At 65.9% G+C, this 1,797-nt stretch carries 1 protein-coding gene; it reads right to left on the minus strand.

The genetic code is table 11. The features are described 5' to 3' along the window. Positions 1 to 86: 86 nt before the first annotated feature. A partial coding sequence (locus tag AC5RWX_RS32875; RefSeq protein ID WP_494100358.1) for a calcineurin-like phosphoesterase C-terminal domain-containing protein occupies positions 87 to 1,797 on the minus strand: 1,711 nt, incomplete at its 5' end.

Here is a 1,797-nt window from a genome sequence, read left to right on the forward strand (position 1 = left end):
CCCGATGCAGAAAAGCCCCGGCACGGATTCGTGGCGGGGCTTCTTGCACCTGCGCTGCTGGCTAACCCAAGGAACCGGTTTAGTGGCTAGCCCGCAACCCGGAACGTCAGGGTCTCAGTGAACGTCCGGCCGTACACATCGGTGGCGAAGACGGTGGCGGTGTGCTCGCCTACCGCCAGGTCGGCGGGCAGCTGCAGCCGCCACAGGTGCATCATGCGGTCAGCCAGGCTTCCACCGTGCACCAACTGCTCCTGGGCAGCAACGGGGTCGGAGTACTCGGCGCCCACCAGCTGGCCTTCGCCCTGCATCTGCTGGGTGCGGACAGCCTCAACCGTCTCCCCGCCGTCGAGCTGTACCTTCACCGTGGAGCCCGTGCTGCCCATCCAGAAGTTGGTGGTCAGCCAGGTGGTCTCGGCCAGGTCCTCGCGGGAGACCGTCAGCGGCTCGGTGAACGCGGGGGCGCTGCCCTTGTTCGCCAGGTTCTGGGCGAACCACTCGCGGTAGCGCGGCGTGTTCAAACCCAGGGACATCTGCAGCGACTCGTCCTCGCCGCGGACGGTGAAGCGCTCCTGGAACTCGGTGTTCTTGATGTCCAGGGTCAGCACGCCCGGCAGGCCGCCGTCGCGCTGGTATGCCAGGGGGTAGCCCTCGGAGGTCTGTCGACCGGAGTACCAGTCGCCGGAAATGGCGCCGGCGGTGATGTGGGTGAACGGCAGGGCGTCGATGCCGAACAGCTCGGACCAGCCTGCCAGGGAGTCACCTTCGCGGAGGTTTTCGATGCTGTGGGTGTGCCCGCCGAGCGCGACTACCTCGCGGCCTTCGAGGATCTTGTAGATCTCCTTGACCTGCTCCACCTGGTGCTTGCTGCTGCCCTGGTCGGCGTAGTCCAGCAGCGGGATGTGGGCGGCCAGGACGATCAGCTGGTTCTGCGGCACCTGGGCAATGTCATTGCGCAGCCACTCGAGCTGCTGCTCATCGAGGGAGCCAGTGTAGTCGCCCTTGGCAGCCGGCAGCTTCGTGGGGAATTCCACGGTGTTCAGGGCTACGACGTGGGCCTTGCCGGCGTCGTAGGAGTAGTACTCCGGGCCGAGGTTGGCCTTGAACGTATCAAACGTGTGCTCGCTGCTGGTGGCATCGAAGTCAAGGTCGTGGTTGCCGGGCAGGAAGCGGGCCGGGCCGTTCAGCATGCCGGACAGTTCGCGGGTCTGGGGATACAGCGAAAGGTCATCGCCCACGACGTCGCCGATGAACAGTGCACCGCAGCCTGCGTAGTCCGTCCGTGCGGCCAGGTCGGCGAAGGCGCCGGTGCGGGCATATTCCACTTCGTCCTGGGTGTAGGTCTGGACGTCCCCGCCAATGACGCAGTGCTGTTCCGGCGATTGGGTCAGGCCGCTTTTGGCCAGCGGGAAGTTCACCTGGTCCGGCAGCTGTCCGGTGGGCTCCAGGCCGCCGAACTTCAGTTCCGGCGAACCTGCAGGCAGGTGGTGGTAGAAAAACTGGGCTACGTTGTCCTCGTCCACGGGAACCTGGTAGCCGCGGGGCTGGGTGACGAACACGGTCATGTTGTGGAACGCCGGCAGCTCGTAGCGGCCCTGGCCGTCGGTCTTCGTGACGTCACGACCATTGGAGACGGTTACCCCGGTCAGCCCGCGCTCGTTTTCGTCCTGCACGGAGTCCTGGTCCTCGTCAACAAAGGCGACGCCGTCGATGACTTCCTGGTTCTCGTCCGGTCCCTCCACCACGTTGACGCTTCCGCGGTAGGCCGCGGCGGCCCAGTTGGTGGACTCGGCGGCGGTG

Source organism: Arthrobacter sp. SPT-J7, from assembly GCF_059089965.1.